The sequence below is a fragment of the Acinetobacter sp. UNC436CL71CviS28 genome (assembly GCF_000620525.1).
GTDB classification, from domain to species: domain Bacteria; phylum Pseudomonadota; class Gammaproteobacteria; order Pseudomonadales; family Moraxellaceae; genus Acinetobacter; species Acinetobacter radioresistens.
This window is the reverse complement of sequence record NZ_JIBB01000013.1, coordinates 53,907-73,178: the sequence shown is the minus strand read 5'-3', so window position 1 is coordinate 73,178 and position 19,272 is coordinate 53,907. Positions and strand designations below refer to the sequence as shown.

The 19,272-nt window shown below is 43.1% G+C and carries 11 protein-coding genes; 5 read left to right on the top strand and 6 right to left on the bottom strand.

Annotated elements, in window-relative coordinates:
- The first annotated feature begins 38 nt into the window (after nt 1-38).
- The 5 genes from N518_RS0106720 (at nt 39) to N518_RS0106700 (ending at nt 5,036) form a co-directional block, all read left to right on the top strand.
- Nucleotides 39-1,871 (top strand): cation:proton antiporter, encoded by a 1,833-nt coding sequence (locus N518_RS0106720; RefSeq protein WP_026444085.1) that lies wholly within the window; start codon nt 39-41, stop codon nt 1,869-1,871.
- A 49-nt stretch (nt 1,872-1,920) separates the two neighbouring features.
- Nucleotides 1,921-2,796 carry an Hsp33 family molecular chaperone HslO gene (locus tag N518_RS0106715; RefSeq protein ID WP_005016915.1) on the top strand — a complete coding sequence of 292 codons (876 nt, stop codon included), beginning with the start codon at nt 1,921-1,923 and terminating at the stop codon, nt 2,794-2,796.
- A gap of 324 nt (nt 2,797-3,120) precedes the next feature.
- Nucleotides 3,121-3,582 (top strand): DUF2147 domain-containing protein, encoded by a 462-nt coding sequence (locus N518_RS0106710; RefSeq protein ID WP_026444084.1) that lies wholly within the window; start codon nt 3,121-3,123, stop codon nt 3,580-3,582.
- A 155-nt stretch (nt 3,583-3,737) separates the two neighbouring features.
- Entirely contained in the window at nt 3,738-4,691 is a 954-nt protein-coding gene (locus tag N518_RS0106705) for a DnaJ C-terminal domain-containing protein (protein ID WP_005023127.1), read from the top strand.
- 12 nt (nt 4,692-4,703) lie between these two features.
- Nucleotides 4,704-5,036, top strand: coding sequence for a chaperone modulator CbpM (locus N518_RS0106700; RefSeq protein WP_005016922.1), 333 nt, complete (start codon nt 4,704-4,706; stop codon nt 5,034-5,036).
- Between the two features lie 53 nt (nt 5,037-5,089).
- Here the strand turns inward: N518_RS0106700 and N518_RS0106695 are convergent, their stop codons facing one another.
- The 6 genes from N518_RS0106695 to N518_RS0106670 form a co-directional block, all read right to left on the bottom strand.
- Complete coding sequence (locus tag N518_RS0106695; RefSeq protein WP_005023124.1) at nt 5,090-6,328, bottom strand: magnesium transporter CorA family protein; 1,239 nt, start codon at nt 6,326-6,328, stop codon at nt 5,090-5,092.
- 96 nt (nt 6,329-6,424) lie between these two features.
- Nucleotides 6,425-8,518 carry a polyribonucleotide nucleotidyltransferase gene (pnp, locus tag N518_RS0106690; RefSeq protein WP_171057104.1) on the bottom strand — a complete coding sequence of 698 codons (2,094 nt, stop codon included), beginning with the start codon at nt 8,516-8,518 and terminating at the stop codon, nt 6,425-6,427.
- 247 nt (nt 8,519-8,765) lie between these two features.
- Entirely contained in the window at nt 8,766-9,035 is a 270-nt protein-coding gene (gene rpsO, locus N518_RS0106685; RefSeq protein ID WP_005016930.1) for a 30S ribosomal protein S15, read from the bottom strand.
- A gap of 854 nt (nt 9,036-9,889) precedes the next feature.
- Nucleotides 9,890-11,650 carry an exodeoxyribonuclease V subunit alpha gene (gene recD, locus N518_RS0106680; protein ID WP_016801151.1) on the bottom strand — a complete coding sequence of 587 codons (1,761 nt, stop codon included), beginning with the start codon at nt 11,648-11,650 and terminating at the stop codon, nt 9,890-9,892.
- An 87-nt stretch (nt 11,651-11,737) separates the two neighbouring features.
- Complete coding sequence (locus tag N518_RS0106675; protein WP_005023118.1) at nt 11,738-15,442, bottom strand: UvrD-helicase domain-containing protein; 3,705 nt, start codon at nt 15,440-15,442, stop codon at nt 11,738-11,740.
- Nucleotides 15,439-19,131: an exodeoxyribonuclease V subunit gamma gene (locus tag N518_RS0106670; RefSeq protein ID WP_026444083.1), complete on the bottom strand. Its 3,693-nt coding sequence runs from the start codon at nt 19,129-19,131 to the stop codon at nt 15,439-15,441. Before N518_RS0106670 ends, N518_RS0106675 begins: the two co-directional genes overlap by 4 nt.
- Between the last annotated feature and the right edge of the window lie 141 nt (nt 19,132-19,272).

Sequence of the window (19,272 nt, the reverse complement as noted above, 5' to 3'; positions counted from 1 at the left end):
ATAGTACAAAGAACAAAACAAACGCCCGGGATAAACTTATGTCTTTGATGTTATATATGACGATTTTTCTTGGAGCATCCTTAATCCTGGTAGCCCTGAGCAGACGTTTAGGCTTGACCTCAGTGCTCGGCTATCTGGTGACAGGCTTAATTCTGGGTCAAAGCGGATTTAATCTGATTGAATTTTCCCTGATTCAGAATTTTATAGATTATGCATCGATTCTTCTTGTATTTTTAATAGGACTGGAACTCAGGCCGCAACGCATCTGGTTGATGCGATCGCATCTCATTAAACTAGGTGGTATTCAAATTGTTATCACTGCAGGACTCATCATAACCTTGGGAATAACTGTATTGCAGTTACCGCTGCTGAACAGTTTTATTGTCGGTTTTGCTCTAGCCCTCTCTGCCATGATTCTGGCCCTGCAGTTACAGACACAATATGAACAGCTCAATACCACTACTGGTCAATACACGCTGGCAGTTACTCTGGCACAGGCGTTGGTCGCCATATTCCTAATTGCCTTATTACCCTTATTTACCCGTACTGAAAGTTCACAGCATGGGATTGCCTATTTTGCTGCAACTCTTGCAACTATTAGTGGCGTTTTTCTTTTTGGCCGTTATCTGATCCAGCCATTTTTAAATTATCTGGCCAAACAGAACAGTATCGAACTGATGGCCGCTACAGCCCTGTTTACCGTACTGGCCATTTTACTTACCGTAGATGCTTTAGGGCTGCATGTGCTGATTGGTGCATTACTGGCAGGGATGTTACTGGCAGATACTCCTTTTCGACATGCGTTTGAAACCATGATCAAACCTTTTCGTAGCCTGATGTCCGGTTTTTTCTTTCTAAGTCTTGGTTTATATGCTTCATTCGCTGTGATTACACAGTCCCCAGTCTTTATTGTCTCTCTGGTTGCGGCCCTACTGATCATTAAGTCAATTGTATTAGCTGCACTTGGACATTACTCGCGCCTGAACTGGAGTAATGCAAGTTTGTTGGGTTTAGGACTTTTTCAGAGCGGAGAGCTAACTTTTCTCGTGCTGTATGCGGCATTAAAAGAACAGTTAATTGAACAGGTTCTAATGAACCAGCTAACCGCAGTTATGGTATTGTCAATGTTGCTCAGCCCATTTATCTATTTACTGGCCCAGCACATCATAAAACAGCGACCCGAACAAACCAGACAAGATGATGTTAATACTGAAGCCTCTCCGGCACTGATCATTGCCGGTTTTGGCCGTTTTGGTCAAATTATTGCCCGAGTTGCCCATCAGCAGCGGCTGCACTTTACCATCATTGATAATAATCAGCCTGGAGCAGAGTTTATTGAAGCCTATGGCGGACGGTTTATTGAGGCAGATATTACTGATTCTCAAACCCTGCAACAAGCCGGTATTGAACAGGCCAAGATACTGGTTATCGCCATTGATGATGTCGAGGACTGTATGAATGCAGTACGCTATATACGGCTGAACTATCCTGAACTAAAACTATTGGTACGGGCTCGCGACCGCTATCACGTACATTTGCTACGTGATATGGGAATAGAGCATTTCTGGCGGGAAACCCAGCTTTCTGCATTAGATATGGCAGAATATATGTTACATGCTTATGGTTTATCTTTAGAAGAAGCCCATGAGCAAGTAGATGCATTTCGCCAGCACGACTTAATACTGCTTAAACAGCAACAACGTCTTAATTGTGATGATCATAAAATTTATGAAACCCATGGCAATGCTTTAGCAGAGCTCAAACATTTGTTTGCCTATAATGAGCAGGTACAGGCAAGATATGAAGAATCTGATTTAAACCCGAATGTGGAAAATTATCGTAGTGATGTTACACAGGGTGGTCAAAATTAACTTGTATTTTAAAATAAAGACACCATAAAGACAGGGTTTGGAGAAATTTATGTCTGATTTACGTCAACGCTTCTATCTTGAGAATAGCCCTGTTCGTGGTGAAGTTGTTCATCTTGAAGAAGCCTTACAAACTATTCTGGCACAGCGTCCCTATGCACCCGCCGTACAGCTGTTAATTGGCGAAATGCTAAGTGCGACTGCACTGCTGGCCAGTACCCTGAAAATTAAGGGCCGTATCAGTTTACAAATTCAGGCTGCCGGTACTTTTAAATGGGCTATGGCTGAGTGTACTCATTTAGGTCAGGTCCGCGCCTTGGCTGAGTATGAGGAAGATCCACGTTTTGGCGAAGCCACAGATAGTAGTGTCGTACTCGGCTCTCTGGTCAATCCGGTGCTCTTTATCAATATCGAACCCGAATTTGGCGAACGCTATCAAGGGATTGTACCGCTTGACCGTTCAACTTTGGCAGAATGTCTCATGCAGTATTATGACCTGTCTGCCCAGATTCCGACCCGGTTAGTGTTGGCCAGTAATGAACAGCGTTCCGGTGGCTTACTGATTCAGCTTTTACCACGTAACAGTGAAGAAGAACAGCAAATCGTGGATGAAGACTTATGGCCACGGTTAACCATGCTGACTGAAACATTAAAATCGGAAGAACTGACCGAACTTGGCGCCGAGGAAATACTTTATCGTCTTTATAACGAGGAGGACGTCCGCTTGCCTGAGGTTGAACATTTACGTTTTGGCTGTACCTGTTCAAAAGAGCGTTGTGCTGCTGCTCTTCAACAGATTGGCGTAAGTGCTGTGCGTGAAACACTTGAATTCCAGAATCCAATCGTAATGGACTGCCAGTTCTGCCAGGCACAATATACTTTCACTGCTGAAGAAGCCTTGGGCCTGTTTGGCGAACATCTCAGTTAAAAATTACTAAAAATCAGAATTTTAAAGCCCTAATTCCTTAGGGCTTTTTTATTATTTTCCTTATTCGCTTACCTGTTTCTCACGCTTTAACATTGAAGTTCTTATATCTTTATCTAAAAATAAGTTTTTGATTAATAAATAAAAAATTTAACTTCCTCTATACCAAAACTGGCTCAGATTTTATGACAGTCTTACTACTTTCTCCTTATCGCAATATCCTATTGATTTTTTGGTTGAAATTTTAAAGATGAGCCGTTATAAATTAGGCGTTTTACTCTAAAACAAGACTGAAAAAATTATTATTTTATATTTGGGGTTTATTTCATGAAGAAACTATTGTCCTGCATGGCTGCGGGGATCTTTTTTACAACGATTAGCACTTTAAGTTTTGCAAGCGTTGATCCTTTGGTCGGTAAATGGAAAACGGTAGATGACCGGACGGGCTATTCCCGCGCTGATGTAATGGTCAAGAAAAACACAGATGGTACTTATACCGGCACAATCGTAGAAACCCGTGCAGTACCTGGCCGCCCAAAAATGGAAATATGTGAAAACTGTCCAGGTGATTTAAAAGGTAAGCCTTTTATTGGCCTTCCCTTTATTTATAACTTTAAACAGAATCCAAATAATCCATATGAATACATTGATGGTCGTGTACTTGATCCGATCGGAGGAAAAATTTATAAGGGTAAGGCTAAGGTCAATGCAAATGGCAAACACCTCACGCTAAGAGGCTACGTAGGTGTATCCGTCGTAGGCCGTAGTGTGACTTGGGTTAAATACTAGAATATTTAATTGAAACTTAAATCAAAAAGCTCCAGTTCTCGGGGCTTTTTTTGTCACGCTTTGAAACAATATAACTAATGCTTTACTCTGGCTTTTTTTTATACAACTCCAATAATGAATTAAAACAGATAAATGAATAGACGTAGAGCTGATCTATGGAAAAAAATTATTATGAACAATTGGGTATCTCACGAGATGCCAGTCCTGAAGAAATCAAGAAAAGTTATCGAAAACTGGCCCGTAAATATCATCCTGATGTCAGTAAAGAAGCAGATGCGGAAGCACAGATGCAGGCCATTAATGTTGCCTATGATACGTTAAGTGATCCGAAAAAAAAGGCTGAATATGACCAGATGCTGGATCATCCACAAGGCTTCTCTGGCTTTAATCAGAATGCAGGTCAGGGTGGCTTTGATGGCAGCCGTTTCTATCGGCAAGGTTTTTCTCAAGGAGATGCTTCAGATTTTAATGGTTTTGAAGACCTTTTTGGTCGTTTCGGTACAGGATTTGGTGGAGGCCACTATCAGTATCAGCGCGAGCCTCGTAGTTATCGTGGTGAAGACCAGCACGCCAAGATCGAAATTGATGTAGAAGTCGGCTATCAGGGAGCGACTCAAAATATCACTTTGCAGATTCCGACTGTAAATGCATATGGGGAACCAGAGGTACAGCGCAAAACCTTACAGGTTAAAATACCTAAAGGTATGAAAGAAGGCCAGCAAATCCGCCTAAGCGGTCAAGGTCAGCTCGGTATTAATGGCGGCGAGAATGGCGATTTATATATTGAAATACAGTATCGCGATACTGACCGAATCAGGGTAGATGGTACGGATGTTTATTATACCGTCAATGTTACTCCCTGGGAGGCTGCACTAGGCAAAGCGATTACCGTAAATACACCAGCCGATTCATTGAATGTAAACCTGCCTAAAAATGCCCAGTCTGGCCAACAACTTCGCCTGAAGGATAAGGGAATTCCAAATAAAACACCGGGCCATCTTTATCTTATCCTGAACATTGTAGTGCCACCGGCAACCACTGCACAGCAACAGCAGGCTTATGAATCTCTGGCTGAAGCATTCGTATCTTATCAGCCTCGCGCTTATTAAGGAGCATGAAAAATGGCGATTATTCATTACCGTGAAGTTGTATATCAGGGCCAACATGACTCTGAAATTATTGACGAACAATCTATGCTAGATCTTGAACATTTTGCTCAAGTGTGTGGACAGAGTCAGGAATGGGTATTAGAATTGCTCGAATACGATATTTTACCAGTACGCTCTCAGCAATCTTCATATCAGTTTCTGGGCGAAGATGTAGCTCGTGCCCGGAAGGCTTACCGTTTACAGCGTGATTTTAATGCCAGTTTATCTGCAGTTGCAGTAATGCTAGATCTGATTGATGAAGTTCAGCATTTACGCAAACAGATTGGTTTATTTAAACCCAAATAGCTGTATAACTTGGGCCAAATAAACTATAAATTTAACTCTGGAGTAGAGAAAAATTAATCGACCGATTTACGTAATTTAAATCTGGCCCGTTTTCTCTGCTGCTGTGCTGAATGATACCTTTCTTCATCGAGTAACCAGGACAGGTTTACATTACGCTGATGATGCTGCTGAGCCAGCAGATCCAGAATACTGCGCTCTCCCCGTCCCAGCAAATGTCGCCGGTAAAATAGATAAATGAGCAAAACTGTGCAAAATAGCATAGCTACCAGCATGAGCCAAAACCCGTTCTCTACACTGAGTCCCGGCATATATTCAAAGTTCATTCCATAAACACCGGTTAATAAGGTCAAAGGCGCAAAAACAGTTGTAATAATCGCCAGAATCCGCATATTTTCATTGGTCTGGTTGGAAATAGCAGAGAAATGTAGGTTAATGGCACTTTGTATGGAGTTTCGAAGCCGGGTAGTATGCTTTTGTACCCGTTCAATATGGCCAGTTAGATCATCCAGTCGAATCAACAGGATATCCTGAGGATCAACCAGATCTTCTCCCATTAGATGATGATAGTTCTGAACAATTTCATCACGGATTTCCTGCATAGCCTCAATCTGTTCTTCACAGAGATTTTCAATTTGCTGAAATAGAGTCATTTCCTGAAATAATTGATGCCACTGTTTGAAACGTTTTCTGCCCTGCAGCAACTCACGCTGCCAGTATTCAACCCGCCGTGTTAATGGCATTCGGATATCGAGATAGTTATCGATAATGCTACATAAAAGACGTAATGCCAGATCAAAAGGAGAGGTAGCGAGTTTTTGTGGTTTTCCAGGATCATCAATATTGCAACTGAGGCTGGCCTGAAGCCGGTGGATAAAGACTTCCAGTATAGTATTGCCTTTTTCCCGCACTGTAATTAATAGATCAGGGTTAAAAATAAAACTGACTGGCGTGGTAGCCAGACCAAAAGCACTTTCCTGCGGTTCCAGTCCAAGATCAATATTTTTGATCTGGTCATCTGGCGTAACCAGTTTTCTAAGGATCAGTAAATTGTATTCTTCAGTACTATCGAAAGTACATGGATGCTCTACGTTTAAAATATCTTTGACATGATATTCAGACAGGGACAGCTGTGAAAGCTCATGAATTTTATTCTGCCAGTCTTTAACATGATTAATTACATCGTCACGGGTCGAATCAATCCAGATAAACTCAAGCTCGTGGCCTTCTTCGGGTTGATGACTCACAAAAATACACTGTTCGCTCAGATGTCGATAGAAATAATAAACCTGCATACCTGATAATTATTATAAAAATTTACATATGCATCATGACATAAAAAAAGCCTGCATCAAGCAGGCTTTTCTTTTCATTTCAAATTGATAACAAACTTAGTTAGAAGTTTGTTCAATATCTTTCATCGTCAGTTTAATACGGCCACGGTTATCTACATCAGCAACCTGAACTTTCACTTCCTGACCTTCTTTAAGAACATCAGTCACGTTAGCAATACGCTCATTTGAAATTTGTGAAATATGTAACAGACCATCAGTACCTGGCATGATATTTACAAATGCACCAAATTCAACAATACGGATAACTTTACCGTCGTAGATCTTGCCTGGCTCAACCTCAGCAGTTAGGGCCTGAATCTTGGCAATTGCAGCGTTCGCAGCAGCTTTAGTTTCACCGAAAACACGAACGGTACCATTATCTTCAATATCAATTGCAGCTTTAGTTTCTTCAGTAATCTGACGAATTGTCGCGCCGCCCTTACCAATAACATCACGAATCTTGTCTGGATTAATTGTAATCACAGCAAATGTTGGGGCATGCATACTAATTTCAGGACGAGCACGAGAAATGACTTTATTCATTTCATTCAAAATATGCATACGACCAGTAAATGCCTGATTCAGGGCAACTTCCATGATCTCTTCAGTAATACCTTCGATTTTAATATCCATCTGAAGGGCAGTAATACCATTAGCAGAACCGGCTACTTTAAAGTCCATGTCACCCAGATGATCTTCATCACCCAAGATGTCAGAAAGTACGGCGAAACGCTCTCCTTCTTTAACCAGACCCATTGCAATACCTGCAACTGGAGCTTTTAATGGTACGCCTGCATCCATCAGTGCAAGTGAAGCACCACAGACAGAAGCCATAGAAGATGAACCGTTTGACTCGGTAATATCAGATACTACACGTAGAACATACGGGAAGCGGTCAACCGGTGGAAGTACAGCCTGTACACCACGACGCGCCAGACGTCCGTGACCAATTTCACGACGTTTAGGACCAGATTCACGGCCAGTCTCACCTACTGAATACGCCGGGAAATTATAGTGCAGCATGAAGTTGTCAGTTTTGGTCCCTGACAGTGTATCAACCATCAACGCATCACGGGTATTACCCAGTGTTGCAGTAACCAGAGCCTGAGTTTCACCACGGGTAAACAATGCTGAACCGTGAGCACGTTCCAGTACGCCAACCTGTACATCAAGTGCACGTACAGTCTTAGTGTCACGACCATCGATACGTGGTTTACCTGACAGGATATTGTCACGTACGGTACGATATTTCAGCTCTTCGAACAGTTCGTTTACTTCATCAGCAATACCAGTCTCGTCATTTTCAGGAACAAACTGTGCAATAGCTTCAGCATGTAAGGCATCAAGAGCTGCATAACGCTCCTGTTTTACAGCAATTGTATATGCTTCAGAGATTTTAGCTTCAAAAGCAGTTTTTAGCTGTTCAAGCAGTGCATCATTTTTAGTAGGTGCAACCCAGGTTGACTCAGTCGCGCCTGCTGCTGCTGCAAATTCTTTAATTGCCTGAATAGCAATCTGCATTTCATCATGACCGAAGAGTACTGCACCCAGCATCTGGTCTTCTGAAAGCTCTTTGGCTTCAGACTCCACCATCAGTACCGCAGTTTCAGTACCAGCAACCACGAGATCAAGATCACTTTCTTTTAACTGTTCATGGTTCGGGTTAAGAATATATTCGCCATTAATTAAACCAACACGTGCGCCAGCGATTGGGCCACGAAATGGTGTACCAGCGATTGACAACGCAGCTGAAGTACCCAGCATAGCAGCGATATCGGCATCCATGGTCTTGTCAGAAGAAACAACGGTCGCAGTTACCTGAATTTCGTTGTAGTAACCTTCTGGAAACAATGGACGAATTGGACGGTCGATCAGACGTGAGATCAGAGTTTCAGCTTCAGATGCACGGCCTTCGCGTTTACCGTAGCCGCCCGGGATACGACCAGCAGCATATTGTTTTTCTTGATAGTTTACAGTCAGTGGAAAAAAGTCCTGACCAGCTTTGGCAGTCGGTTGAGCAACTACAGCAACCAGTACAGAAACACCACCCATAGTGATCAGCACGGAATTCGCCTGACGTGCTACACGGCCAGTTTCCAGTACAACCTGATGCTGACCAAATTGAAATTCTTTACGGACAATGTTAAACATCGACATATATTTTAATATCCTGATTTTATTCTAGTGGAGGCCCCTAAGGTTTGACATTCATATCATTCCCGACAGCAATGATAAATGACAAAGCTTAGAAGCCGCACCTCACTAGTTTTAAACACAAAAGAAGGGACGAACTATTCGCCCCTTCTCACTTTAACCTGCAAAAGCAGATACACTTTCATTCTCAGCAAACGAAAAATTGATCATTCGACTTACCGAAAACAAAATAGGAATTGCCAGATTAACGGCGCAGACCTAGAGCAGCAATCAAATCGCTATAACGTGTAGTGTCTTTACCTTTAAGGTAATCAAGTAGCTTACGACGCTGGTTAACCATACGGATCAGACCACGACGGCTGTGATGGTCATGTTTATGAGCTTTGAAGTGAGTCTGTAAATCATTGATTTGAGCAGTCAGCAAAGCTACTTGAACTTCCGGTGAACCTGTGTCGTTTTCAGCACGAGCAAATTTAGCAACAATCTCTGCGCGATCTTGATTTGTTAAAGCCATTCGATTTCTCCGAGATGCTTTGAAAAGAGTTTTGATACCTACCAGTTTGACCGAGCCAAACTGACTGCCGTGCATCACTACAGCAAGCGTCATATTTTAAGCGAAAAACGCTCTAATTGCAAAAATTGCAGGCTGTTTTTCTGATTTAACCCTTTACCCTGACCGATTTATGATTTTTCTCCGCCTTAAATTTTTTATGAATATCTCTTATGTTTTATAAAATTGAAACTCACAGAATCCCTTAATTATTTTAGTACTTTATTAAACTTTTTAAAGATAATATATTTTGCCAATTCTAAAAATAATTATTTAAAAAAAAGCCCAAGCTAGGCTTGGGCTTTTTTTGCGCTGTAGTTTCTTCTTTTCTCGTTATTATTCTTTAATTTATAGTTGTTCTTAACTTCTTTAAGCCAATCTTATTATGAATGAATTAATAATGTCCTGTATATAATTGTATATTTCCTTATGTGTAATATTTTGTCAGATCTAATTATGTATAAAAGTCGTATTTTACGTATCAATATGTAAGCTAAAACCTACAAATGAGTAAATTTTATCTATTGGTGTATTTATGGTTGAGTCCTTTTGACATTTTAACAAGCAATAAAAAAGCCTTGTAGTCTCTCCCAAAACTACAAGGCTTAGCGGCTGTAAGTTTCCTCTTTTTCACTTACTTCATGCAAGTTCGCTGTCATTCGACTGATTATAGTTATAATGCGATTATTGCTTAGCTTTCCGTGCTAGGCTTTTTATGTGAAGCCATCATCTCAGAAACTCTGCATTAGCTCTAGGCGCTAATTTCTCGAATTGATGTAAGCAAAAACTTACAACAAGGCTTATTATTAACTTTTATTTCACAAACTTAGTTTTCTATTAATTTTACTAACCAATCCACTTTTACGGGTGGTTTTTACTGTTAAAGACTGGACAAATGCTTCCGTGTCTACCAGTAAGCTCACTACTTTCTTAGCTCGAGTAATGGCTGTATAAATCAGTTCCTGACTTAACAAGTTTTTCGCTGTCTGGTCTAATACAACTGCGGTATGAGTAAATTCTGAGCCTTGTGACTTATGAATAGTCAGCGCAAATGCTGTTTCAATATTTTTAGGTAGCCGTGTAGCAGCCACCCATTTGTTCAGACTGGGAAAATAAACTTCAAACTGGTCAGGATGCTCCCGATGTCGAACACAGATACCGATATCACCATTTGAAAGCCCCAGCTGATAGTCGTTATAGGTCATCATAACTGGACGGCCAATATACCAGTCACCTACTGCAATTGTTTTCAAAGCCTGATTCAGCCATTGTTTAGCATACTGATTAAGTTTCTCAAGCCCTAATGCCCCGTGTCGGGTAGCTGCAAGCAGTCGGTAATGGTCAAATGCCTGAACCAGAGGTTTGACTGTATCCTCAGAAGTTTCTTCTGCCTGTAAATAATTTTTAAGTGCTTTAAGATAAGGTAAATAACCCTGCATCAGTTTTTCATAGAATTCTGTCCAATTCAGGCTTTGAGCTGAAGCAGGCAAGAATTCAAGTTGTACCTGATCCTGCATATCATGACTTAATGTAATAGCTGAAAGTTGGTCAGCCGGTACAATCTGTTGCTGGAAATAATCCAGAATCTCTGTATGAGGTTTTCCAGCTTGAAACTGCTGGATAAACTTGGCCATTTTTCCAATAAGTGCATCTTCTGTAAAACGACGGCTATTTACCAGATGGACCCGGTGTTCCGCCAAGGCAGGAATCTGTTGCAGGTCAGCAAGAACCGAGCCTACTTCAACTGAGGCTAACTGCTGAGCATCTCCAAGTAAAATAAGCCGGCAGTGATCTGGTATAGCTTCAAATAGTAAGGTCGCGAGCTCCAGGTCAAGCATGGAAGCTTCATCAATAACGATAACATCATAAGGTAACGGCTGCCGGCTATGAAAACGCGGTTGCTGGTTTTGACCCAGCCCAAGCAGCCGGTGAATGGTTTGAGTAGTCTGCATTTGCAGGCTCTGTGTGATCAAACCAGATTCCAGTAATTTGGGATCTTGAAAAGAATAACGTAGTGCTTCCTGCATACGCTGGGCAGCCTTTCCCGTAGGCGCTGCCATAGCAATACGGATATCGGGAATAGCCTGGTTAAGAACCGCGATAATACGTGCCAGTGTATAGGTTTTGCCTGTTCCCGGTCCGCCAGTAATAATACTCAGTATTTTTCCGGCAACCATTGTCAGAGCAGATTTCTGATATTTATCTTGTAACAGCCCAGAATAGGCAGTCAGGTCAACCGGAGGAATCTGCTGCTGCCACAGGCGTTCAATCTGCTTTGCCAGTCGGGTTTCCAAGTTCCAGTAGCGGTACAAGTATAATGAGCTACCATCAAATATAAATGGCGCAACCGGCAAGTGCTCCTGCTGCTCAAATCCTACCAGATTATTTAAAACCTTGACCTGATCCTCGGTGGCTTCAATACAGCTATTGCCCTGCTGAAGAGCCTCGAGAACCTGGACAATTATATTAGTAGCATTTTCATGTTTTTCACCCGCATGAAAAGGGGCCTGTGTAATAAAACTGCTCCATGTACTGATCCATTGCTGTTGGGAGTTTTCATGAAGCTGTTTATTTTCCACACAGTTATCCTCATAGTTATCTACAGAGTTATAAACAAATTTATCCACAAGTTAAATTTTTGTTTATAAAATATTTCAAATAACTTATTAAGCAATTTTACTCATTTTATCTTCAATAAAATAACCTAATAAAGCATCAAGTCGCAGGATAAATTCTGTACTGGGTTTCCAGTGATACACGCCATGATCCGGTTGACCGTTCATGCCACGCAGATAGAGATAGCTTGCTCCGCCCAGATCCCGGCTGATCTCGTAATTTTGCATCTGTATACTCAGATAACGATGCAGTGCAACCAGATAAAGACCAGCCTGTAACCAATAACTTGAATGTGACATACTGGCTCGGATTGAGGCATGATTATAGTCTGACTGATCACTACCCAGAAAATTACTCTTATAATCGGCAATATGATACTGATGACCATCAAAATAAACCAGATCGATGGAACCATTCAGATAACGCGCGGATTCGGCAGGATTTAGTTCAGGCATATCAATCCCGTATTCAGCAAACAGCTGGTGAATTCGCTGAATTGCCAGTACATGATCTGAAAGTGCCAGACAAAACGGAAATTCAGCCAAATGCTGTTCCGGTTGTAACTGCTTTAACTTAAAACCTGCGTGTAATGGGGTGGCAAGTACCTGTTGGAGCCACTCTGCCAGCCAGTTTAACAGTAGCTGTTCATCTTCTGCCTGTTCGGGAAAATCCCGCTGATATTTGTCCCGTAATTCATTCCACAGTCCACTATAATCATTTTTAAAACGGCGGCGGATTTCCAGTATCCAGTCTGCCGGCTCCTGAAAATCAATATGCTCAAAAATCTCATGCAGGAAATTACCAGCAACAGTACCCATTGGAAAGTTCTGTTTGATCCAGCTTAAGGGCTGGGTTGCCGGTAAGTACACTTTATCTACTACATGCAACTCGTCTTCGGCACTTTCTGGTCGCTTTACTTCATTTGCAAGCGGATCAAAGATTTTTCTAGTTTTGAGATGCTGCGCCAGATAGCTAAAGCTGGTTTTGGCCCGAGGATAAAAACGCTGCTGGGGCAGATTCAAGGCTTGGACACTGATTTGCTTTGAGACCGAACTGGCAGAAACTTTTGCCGGTAGCTGCTCTAGAAGCGGCTCATCCATGCAGTGACGATGTACAAAAGGCTCTGTCCGATTACGCCAGAAAGCCAGGCTGTCCTTGGCTTTACCTTCAGTATCTTGCAGCATGGCATAAACACGGTGACTGGCGCGGGTTAAGGCCACATACCAGAGACGGCGGTTTTCTGCTGCTGCACGTTCCTGATGCTGGTTTACTGCATTTTCATCTAGCAGGTTTTTGTCTGCTACCGCAATAACCCGCTGCTTTTCAAGCTGACCTGTTACAGGGTTTAACTGCTCAACCGTAGAGAAATTCAGGGTTTTATTCATTTCCTTAAATGCTTTGTCAGCACCCAGCAAAAATACCACCTTAAATTCCAGTCCCTTTGACTGGTGAATGGTCATCAGTTGTACACCTGCTTCATTAGACAGGCGTCGTTCCAGTTCCCATTCTCGCTCGCTTGGTGACTGTAACTGTTTAAAATACCAATAATACAGATTCTTGGCACCCGGATAAATTTCGCTATGCTGGCTCAGTACTTCGGTTAAATGCCGCAGATTTACTACAGCCCTTTCGTTATCTTTACTGGCAATGGCTACCAGTTTCTGCCAGACCTGAAAATGTTGCAGACAGTACTGCCAGGCACTCAGGAAACCACGTTCCAGCCATAATTCACGGATATCATCAAACTTGTGTATAAAACTGCTCAAACCATCAGTGCGCTGCTCCAGCTCGACCAGACTTTGCAAATTAAAATCGAGTAACCGGCTCAGTAAAGCCCGTTTAACCTTACCCTCATCATACGGATGCATGATAGCCGTCAACAGTGCTCCAACATCACGGGCCACTTGGCAGTCAAATACGCTACGCTTAGAAGGCCGGTTAACCCGGATACCTAAAGACTCTAAAGCATACTGGGCTTTGTCTAGCCCATCATGATTCTTGGACAGGATAGCAATATCATTTTCATTCAGAGGACGCTGACCGCCCGACTCGTCAAATAACAACTCTTTGGCTATACCATGATTTAATAATTGACGAATCTTCCAGGCAACCTGTTCGGCCTCTTTGTTTTTATCACTAAGCTGGACCCAGCGTAGTGGACAGTAGTTTTTACGCTGCCGGTCGGTCAAAGGCGGATGCTGACGTGCTCCTGCCTGAATCGGGGTATAAATAACCTCTTCACCAAAGTTGACTTCACGTTGAAATAGCGCATCGACCACTTCTACCAGTTCAGGAACTGAACGGTGGTTTTGTCTTAAGGTATAGAGTTTACCCTGTTTGATTAAAACATCCTGCCGGGCCTTGATATAAGTCAGCATGTCTCCGCCCCGGAAACCATAAATTGCCTGTTTTGGATCACCGACCATAATCATACAGCTGTGCTGATGTCGCTGTGGATGCCGCCAGATACTGGCCAGCATATTATCTTGATCCTGATTGGTATCCTGAAATTCGTCGACCACAATCAGGGGATAACGGGCTTGGACATACACTGCAAAACGCTGACCTTGTTCACCCTGCAAAGCCTCAGCCAAAGTCCGGATTTGCTGTGAAAATGTGGTTTCCCCACGCTGCTGCAGTAATTGTGGAAGGCGCTTACGCACTTCCTGACTAATATAAAACTGTAAATAGGTATCTAACCGGGAAAGATCAGTTTTTAAATTGGCTACACATTCGCAAAACCGGCGCAGACCCTGGATAATCTGATGATTTTCAAAGTATTCCAGCACCTCGGCAGCACATTTATTTAGAACCTTTTTTGTGGCCAGATCTGTAATACACTTAAAGATATCGGTCCAGTGTGCTGCAAATAAGGCATAAGAACGCTGGGTATGTAAAGCCTTAATAAAATCTGGCAGATTCTGACACAGCGTTGTTTCCATTAACTGCTCAGTCCGCCATTTTTTTCCGACTATACTATTGTGCTGTCCATCTGCCCGATAATAATCGGCTAGCCCTTCTACTAAAGACAGATCCAGTTTTAACAAGAGATCCAGCTCCGCTTCAAACTGTTCCAAATCCATGACTGGTGCGGCAACAGGCATAAACTGGGCTGAAGAGAAATTCAGGCTGTTTTCTACAATCGCCAGATAACCGTCAGTATTTTTGAGCTGTTTGCTTAACAGTAAATAGTCAATCAAGGGCTGCGGCTGAGCTTGAATCCACTCTCTTAAAATGTCATGGACGATTTGCTGACTATAGGCCTTAGCATCTTCAGTTAACTGTGCCCGTTCAATTTTGCCACTTTCAAAGGCAAACTCACGCAGCAATTTTTGGCTAAAACTGTCCAGCGTACTGACAAACAGTTCATCCAGCTGGTCTATGACCAGTTTAAGTCGTTCGCAGACATAACCAACCTGTGTCGAAAATTGTTTACAGAGCACCTGATACAGGGGATCTTTTTCCTGTTCCGCCTTATGCAACATTTCAATTTCTGTCAAATCCTGACAATCATTAAAATATTGATAGGCTTCTACCAAACGGCTACGAATCCGGCTTTTTAGTTCAGCTGCCGCTGCTCGGGTAAAAGTGGTGGCAATAATCTGGTTGGGAAGATATTTCTCAATGAGAATACGCACTATCAGGCTAGACAGGGTATAAGTTTTTCCTGTGCCAGCCGAGGCCTCAATCAGATGCAGGCCAGAGAAATACATATCAGCAATCGGATATTCCGAAATAGCCTGTGGCTCATTCATGTTGTTTCAACCCGCTGATATTCAAAAATAGGTGCATATAACTCATAAGAGAAAGTTTTACAGCAATGCTCCAGTAAGGCAGTGGCGTCCTGTTCCTGCAAGATAAACTGCCAGTCACGGTGGAGCCGTACCGCCTCATTTTCTGTTGCGGAAAATGAACTGTACTGATGGGTTTCATTCCAGTCTTTTAACAGCGCATCAAAATTATTAATGACTTTCTGGCCAGCTTCATTTTCAGTCCATTCATGCTTTTTACCCTTTTCAGCCACACTTAATATCAGGGCAGCCGGTAAAACCAGCGGCTGACTTTGGCCATATTGCCAAGCCTTAAACCAAGGATCAAGCAGCTTTCGTGCTTCTGCTGAACAGACACCCACACAGATTACAGTCTGGTCACTGAAGACGACCACACGCTGTAATTTTCGGCTTGTCTCTTCTGACTGGTTCAAATAAGCCAACCATAAAAGATATTCAAGCCAGACTTTGGCGCGGCGCTTAGCCCGTGCGCTAGATGGCTCCATACTGACCCAGTTAGTCATACCTGCTTGAGGAGTATTAATCTGCATATGCAGTTCAGCACTGACTTTCCACATCTGCTGGGTGACAGGAGTAACTTCGGGTGCATAACGTTGCAGACGAGCCTTTAAAGTTTCCTGTTCAGCCAGGCTGATCTGCCAGGTACTACGTGCCACTTTTCCAACCGGCAGCTGATGCATCAGTATTTGTGGTTCTCTCACACTATTCTGCTGATAGAGAAAATCTCGAATAGCATAGCGGCCTAATCCATCCAGTATTAAGGGTTCATGCTGGGCTGTACTTTCGCTCGAACTCAGATTTTCAACACCTAAGGTCTTTAAATACAGTCGCGCTGGAAAGATGACATCTTGTATCCATTGCTGGCTATGGAGAACCTTAATATTTTCAGTATTTAACGGATATGGTATGTTTGCCCACGGCTGGCGTTGTCCACGCGCCTGTAGTAAGTGCTGTGCCACATTAAACCATTGATCCTGATAGCGGATCAGCTTTTCAGTGGCAAAACCAGCCGGGTCAAAAGGTTGCAGGTGATGAACGTGATAAAGCTGCTGAAGCTGTCGGGGTACTTCAATCCCATTCAGGGAAATTTTTTGGTCTATCACCTCATCGGGCTGTTCAGAAGCGACAATCAATGCCAGATGCTGTACAAATTCCTGCAAGGTACTCGATGGCTCACGTACTTCCCCGTCATTAACATCAAAGCCATTATAAAATAGCCATAAATTTTCCTGAGCTAACAGTAATGCATCTAGAAATGCACCCTGATCATCTTCCAGTCGTGAGCGGTCACCCAGCTGTGGACGCAGTATATCCATCAGGTCAAAAGGTAACCGCTGGCTGCGACTTGGAAACGTGCCACTGTCCAGGTTTAGCATGACAACCAAGCGGTACGGTAAGGGCCGGATTTGCCCGATCTGGCTAAAGGTAATCTGGCCGGTAGGTTCCGCCTGCTCAATCTGCGCATCGAGCGCTGTATTAATTTCTTCAATGAGGTATGCCAAGGGTAAACAGATACCGCGTAAATTTTGCTCTTCTTGCTCACTATAAAAGTTGGCCAGTGTCAGCATTCTAATCTGTTTATGAATAATTTCGCGTACCGGTTTTAGTGCAGTAACGCCCTGTTGTTCAAATTCTGCAATATCTTCATTTAAACGCTGTAACCAGCTCTCAACTACTACTCGTTCTCCCAGCTCATGGCACAGTAGCCAGTCCCGGCGCTGGTCAAAGTCTTGATAAATTTCGATCAGCTTGGCAACTAGCTCAAAGTCACTCGGTTGTACCTGGGCAAAGCTTAGGGTTTCATTAAAAATCGTATGGTCAGGAATAGCAATGCCCAGTGCCAGCCGGTCTAGTGCAAATTTGAATGTAAAACGGAAGTCCTCATCATGCCGGCTCAGGCTATATTGTAAATGCCGGGCATCCAGTCCGCGTTTAAAGCCGGCTGCAGCCAGCAGGACCATCATACGTTCACTGCGATTGACATCCAGTCCGTAACGCTGTTGGGTTGCCGTCAGATTTAACCAGTCTGAAAATTCTTGCAAGGTGAAGCGGCCACGTACCAGCTGAATTCGTTCCAGAACTGCGCGCCAAGCATTACTGGCATCAAGTTGTGCCACACCGGCAATTTTAATAGGCAGATGAACCTGCCGCTCTCTGGTGGCGGCCTGAAAAATATTAGAATCAGTGCTAGATGTACTGTATTTAGGGGCAACAGCAAAAACACTGCGAATTAAAGGTTCAAGTTCTTTTAGATTAGGTACCAGCACTAAAACATCGCTAGGCCTACGCTGCTGGTCTTTTGATTTTTGCGAGAGCCAGTAAATTAGCTGGTCTTTTAAGACTTCAAGCTGACGTAACGAAGAATGACAGACATGAATCTGGATAGAATCATCTGTTGCATTTAGTGGATATCGATGTTTCTGCGGTTCTGCCAAATACAGGATATCTGACTGTAATTTACCTAGCAGATTATCAGGAAACTCGTCAACAAAGGCATCTACCCATTGTCCTTCTTCCCCTGAGGATAAACTCGACAGCAATGAAAAATGGTCACGTGCCTGCTTGCCAAAACGGGTCAGCAGCGGATGACGCGACTCTCTGACTTCTGCATTAAAATGCAGGGTGAAATCCTCAAAAAACTTTTTGATATCGGCATCGGTTGCCTGCGGATTTTTGCTGATAAAACGCTCTTTTACGCGCAGGTCATAACGCTTTTTCCAGACCGGATCGACACTATCTGCCCAGTATTCCTGCGAAGGGTTGTAGTGCAGAATGAAGACATCAATATATTGTCCCAAACGGCGCAAAAACTGTAACTGGATCGGTGGCAGATCCAGTAATGTAAATACCACCAGTTGCTGAGGCAAACGTTTAAGCGCCTGCTTGCGCGTTGCTTCCTGCTCCAGCTGTTGCCAGAACTCGGCATCAATTTCCTGCATCAGCTCGAAGTCTTCATGAAATACTTCCTGCCAGAGCCAACGCTGCCAGCCTTCCAGTTCATGTGCCTGGTTCAAGGTAAAGACAGAGATTTCAGTGCCTGTTGTATAAAATAATGCTTCGATATCAAGTGGCTGGTTGTTCCCCCATGCTTTTAGCCAGTTGGTTGGACAACGACAAACTTCTGTACACCCTTTTTTAGTACAATAGCCACGGTAAACCATATAGTTGCTGAACAGGCTAGAGACCTGCTCAGCTACCCAGTACAGCATGCCTTGTTTCTTGAGCTGCCGGATGATACCCGGTTCAAGTCCTTCGGCTGTATCGTAAATCCGGCAAATAATCGGATATAGGGGATGCTGCTGATCTAGCTGTAATTTTTCAGCTTCAATAAAAGGACCCAAGGCCTGATAAACCCGCCACTTCATAATCAGACGTGGAATATTGGCTTTACGGACCTTATCTTTATCAGCCAGTACCTGTTGATAGGCATACCATTGGAAACCGCGTATACGCTGGTGAAACAGCTGGTTGGCGCTAATGCCCTGTTCTTCAGCCATTTTCTGGGTCAGCCACTGCTCGATAGCTGGAGTCGGTACCACAAAGTGTTGGGTTTTCAAGACTTCAAGCGGATGTACTGCCGGCTGGCCCAAGGTAGAAAGCACCCCGTGTACCAATACGTCAATACGCTGGCTTTGAATAACATGAATCCCCATATTCTTTTTACCCTAATAACAAATATTCAAGTTCTGTGCACAAAATCACAAAGATAATTCACTGTACAACATCTGCTGGCCATGTCACTTTTACATCATCCATAGGTACAAAATTTCTTTGAAATACGTATCTTAATAGTG